Here is a 4,624-nt window from a genome sequence, read left to right on the forward strand (position 1 = left end):
GAATTAGAGTTTCATCTAAATCCAATACTAATAATATTTTATTTTCAATTTCCAAATTTCGGTAATGGCTTAGAACGGTTTTGTGTATGGTTAGTTGCGTATTTCAAGTAACTAAGTTAGTAAATAAAAAACAAGTAGAAAGCACGCGACGGATTTCATAAGTAGGCTAGAACTAGCAATTAATTATACATGTTGTTACCCAACGTTTTCTGTTATTTCCAATGTTAAAAAAAAGAAAAGCCAAGAAAAATATTTTTCTTGGCTTTTCTTAAAATTGACTGCTAGCGGTTTTAATAGTTAAAAAGCCCTAACACCTCGAACACTAAGCCCAACGAACTTGTTGAAGAAGGTGCTCGAACTACCACTGACGAAAAAAAAGCTGAGCGCTTTGTCCGAATTAACCTCCGTACTAGTCCAATAGCTACCTTCAAATCCAGTACTAGTATTAATAACTGTTCCTCCATTTAAAGTTATTGCTGCATTAATTGTAGTTATGTTATTACTAATTTCTGTCATTGCATCAGTACTTGGTAAAAACCAATCGTTAAACCCTCCATTAGTAGATGCATTACATAATGCTGCTCCTCCTCCACAACCTGCTGCTAATATATCCATTGTGTTTTGTGCGCCTGTCCCTATAGCACTTCCATCTGCTCCTGTTATATCTATTCCATTACATCCCCATTCTGCCTGTGCCAGTGCTAAATCATTTAAATCTACTACTAAACCTTTGGTGTTATCCATAGGGTCTATCCAAAATACAATACCTCCTTCTCTAAAACCTCCTACTGCTGGTGGTGGGTTTTCTAAAGCTGTAATTCTAACTTCTAAGGCTGCTATTAAAACTGCATTAGAAGTAATACCTGTAATATCTTGATCACCAGTGTTAGTTCCACTTGTGTTTCCTAAAATAGTTGCTTGTGCTGTAGTAATTCCATTGGTTGCTGTTTTTGCGTGTAAAGCATAAGGAACACTTAATAATTGGGTTGTTCCTATGGTTACATAAGTACTCCCATTTGCCAGATCAATACTCGTTTCTATAAAATGTAAATCCGTTGCCCAATCTACCAAATTAAAAGTATCTGTGCTTGTACCCTGGCCAACAATTAAATTAAAAATACCGTAAGCATTTGTTGTAGGACTATGTGTTTCTGTATAAATAACGGGCCCATCAATAGTTGTTTCATGTAGCTGAAACTCAACTCCAATTGTTGTATTAACAATAATATCTCCCATAGCATCTCTTGCTACAGCTTGGTAATTAAAGCCCTCTGGTGCTTGTGCAAAAGTGATTGTAACCACTATAAGTGCTAAAAGTGTAATTATATTTTTCATTAGTTTAGTGTTTTTTGATTTTAAAAATGGTAAGATACTTTTTTAGGATGTTTATAAATAATAAACACACCTATTTAAATTTTGCATTGGTACAATTTACATTCTAAACCAAATAATTGGTATACATTAATGTGCTACTTTTTTCTCGTAAAAGCGTAATTATATTTTTCAATGATTTAGTTTTTTTAATTACTGTCTTTTTCTTTTTACAAAGTATGTTTTTTTTAATGTTGGGTAACGTTTAATATATGTGTCGTAGCAGAGCAAAATGTTACCCTGCTTTTCGACTTTTCTGCGCATTGGTTGCTAACTTTTACTTTCTGCAAGCATTGCGCCTTACCAAAAATACAACAACCATTCGATTGATCACTTAGCTGCTATGATCACATATATCGTGTTAGGCACTTTTGTTATTTTATACTTTTCAATTCCAATTCAATTGACCTTTCCATAATTAAATTTTCAAAAGCCTTTTTATCCAAAGGGCCTTTCGTATTCAATTTAACCGTTTCAGCGTCCGGTGTATTCGAGTATGAGTTTTGAATAATCCAGTATTTGAAATCCGAGTTACTTCTTTTATTCCCTGATTTTGCAATAATCCATTCAGAATTATGTGCTATTTCGAGAATAGTCATCGGAACTATTTCCACACCAGATTGAGCACAGCTTTCTTTTTGATAAAGAATCCGTAAATCCACGTTGTCGTATTCAGATAGATAAATATTATTCCCTAGATGATTTTCTTTCGCTTCGAAACAACACGAATTTAGTACAAATAACAAACTCAAGCTTATAAACATTAATCTTACTTTCATAGTTTATCTAATTGTGCCTAACGTTTAGTATAAGAAACGTAGGGCAGGTGATAAGCGATACGTTTCGGATTGGTACTAAGCCAAATATAAATATTTTGCTTTTACCTTTTTTCTCATAAATGTCAAATTTTATAGTTGGCTACTTTGCAAATAAGCACAGATCTTTCGATTAAGCGCAAAAGCCCTATGTTTTCTTATACATTGTTAGGCTTCGTAATTTTTTAATTTTGAGAAATATACTTGATATCCGATTTCAGATTCCTTTTTAAATTTACTTGTTTTATCCTCAGAGTTAATTTTTGAAATGAACCATTCTCTTTCTTCTTCCGATTGATCACCTTTCCAAACTCCAAAGATTAGCTCTTCGTAACCACCACTGATTGTTGTCATATTTTTGAGAATTGAGACGAAAAGATTATTAAATCTAGATATGATCAGTTTATCTATCATCTCTAAAGCTTCATCTTTATCAGATAGCGAGTCATATAACAAATCACTTAATTCAAAGATTTCATCTAAAAAAGATTGTATAGTATCTGAATCAGGAATTTCTACTTTACAATGATACTTCCAATCGCAAGGAGACCATTTTAATTCCATTTCTAACTCCTTAATAGTTCTGTTTTTATATGAATCTATTTTGGCATATTCCAAAGATTTATCGTGTAGTCCCTCATGTGTATTCCCCGTTATTTCAATATAATTATATTCACCTGAAGTATATATTCCAAATGAGTATAGTTCTTCGTTTTTTATCAGTTTTAATATTGAATTGAAAGATGATTTAATTGCTGAAGTTAGTAGTTCAGATAATTTGGAATTATCAAAAATCTCAAGAATTTTATTTTTTATTTTACTTGTTTTCATATGAAGCCTAACGTGTTTGTGTATGATTAGTTGCTTGTTTTAAGCACTAAAGTTAGTAAATAAAACACAGATAGAAAGTCTGCGAGGACTTTCGTAAATTGACTAAAACCAAGCAATTAATTATACATGGTGTTGGCATTTCGTAGTTTTTCATAGTTCAAATTATTCGGTTTAGTTAGGTTTTCTTTTTTTAGCATTTGAGAAAGAAATGAATTTTATCTTTTTTATTGCGGTAATTGTCAAAGTAAATTACTTTATAAAATTTGCATCCAAACTAAACAGGTATTTATACGCTTAAATTTCAGTAAATTATTATTTAATTTTGTATTTAATCAAATAAATAGACATTTTATGAAAAAAGTATTAAATCTTTCTATGTTTTTAACAGTGGTGTTTTTCCTTGTATCATGTAGTAGTGATGATGATTCAGTTGAAGTTACTGATGTTCACGCCGATCTTTATGGGACTTGGGTTTCGAATAGAGTAGCGATTAGTGGTTTTGGATACCTAGATGGCACTTCAAAGGTAAGTTTTGATTCAGATGGTGGTTATCGGTCTGACATATCCTTTACTGTTAGCAGTACAGGGTGTGATTATACTCTCTTTTTAGTGGGAACTTTTACAGGGGATGAGACGAATGTTAGTTCTAATATGAATCGAGGAGAAGTTGAAATCACTGGATGTACTAACCCTACAGAGAATTCAACTAGAGACTATACTACTGCGGAATTGGAAGCTTCCGGAACTTCTTTAAATTGGGAAATTGTTGGGAATACTCTTGAACTTATTCACACTGATGGACTAAACAGAATTTATGTGAGGCAATAGTGTCTCTCTAAAAACAAACCCACATATTTATTTATAAACGTAGGTTAGTTTTTTTATCACAATTAATTTGTAACGAAATTTATGCATTTAATTATTTTGATTAGAAAATTTTATACGTATAAAATTAATACAAATCATAAATTACTGAATACAACTATTTTTTTCGCAATGAATGCCAACGCTTGATGTATGAATCGGGGCCCGCAAAAATGCCTATGCCAATCGATCCAACTGCGTTTGTTTTTAATTTATTGTAAACTTATTAAAAATCAGCGCCATTGCAAACAAAAACCAGCCATTGGTCTTGACCTAACTGCCCTGATTTCATACATCGTGTTATGGCGCGTACCACTTTTACAAGCCTGTACTTGGCAAATACGCTGCAACAAGGCAATATCACTTGCGTAATGATCCGTTTTGTTATTTTTTCCTCCCCGCGATTGCCTTTTTGCCTTTGGATTAATCGCTAACCAAACCAAAAATCACCGACCTTTTTTCGCAATTTCTTTCGGATTAGCCTTCAAAAAGCGATTTTTCCCTGCGTTTTGCTCCGTAATCCTCCTTATTTTTTTGATTTTTCTCATCGCTTTTTTCATTGGATTCGGTACTAGCCTCCAAAAATAAGCTCAGATCACTGATTCGCCTTTCGTCCGCTGTTGAGTTCTGGTTGCGTACAGCTTTTTACATCTAGAGTATGCGCCATAACACTAAGTGTAAGATGAGCTTAAGCGTCGTTGGTTAAATCGTTTGCGTAGCGTTAGCGAAGACAAACTATTTGA

4 protein-coding genes are annotated in these 4,624 nt (G+C 32.9%); 1 reads left to right on the plus strand and 3 read right to left on the minus strand.

Translation table 11 applies throughout. The features are described 5' to 3' along the window. Positions 1–297: 297 nt before the first annotated feature. The 3 genes from Q0975_RS28220 to Q0975_RS28230 all read right to left on the minus strand — a co-directional run bounded on the left by Q0975_RS28220 (position 298) and on the right by Q0975_RS28230 (position 3,017). The gene (locus Q0975_RS28220) at positions 298–1,335 is read right to left on the minus strand and encodes a hypothetical protein (protein ID WP_299444305.1); all 1,038 of its coding nucleotides are present in this window, start codon (positions 1,333–1,335) and stop codon (positions 298–300) included. A 410-nt stretch (positions 1,336–1,745) separates the two neighbouring features. Continuing rightward, a complete protein-coding gene (locus tag Q0975_RS28225; protein ID WP_299444307.1) occupies positions 1,746–2,150 on the minus strand; it encodes a hypothetical protein in 405 nt (134 codons plus the stop codon). A 204-nt stretch (positions 2,151–2,354) separates the two neighbouring features. Beyond that, complete coding sequence (locus Q0975_RS28230; RefSeq protein WP_299444310.1) at positions 2,355–3,017, minus strand: DUF4303 domain-containing protein; 663 nt, start codon at positions 3,015–3,017, stop codon at positions 2,355–2,357. A gap of 351 nt (positions 3,018–3,368) precedes the next feature. Between Q0975_RS28230 and Q0975_RS28235 the strand changes: the two genes are divergently transcribed. Next, positions 3,369–3,845 (plus strand): hypothetical protein, encoded by a 477-nt coding sequence (locus Q0975_RS28235; RefSeq protein WP_299444313.1) that lies wholly within the window; start codon positions 3,369–3,371, stop codon positions 3,843–3,845. The last annotated feature ends 779 nt before the right edge of the window (positions 3,846–4,624 follow it).

Origin of the sequence: uncultured Aquimarina sp. (assembly GCF_947500065.1) — a bacterium.
Classification (GTDB): Bacteria; Bacteroidota; Bacteroidia; order Flavobacteriales; family Flavobacteriaceae; genus Aquimarina.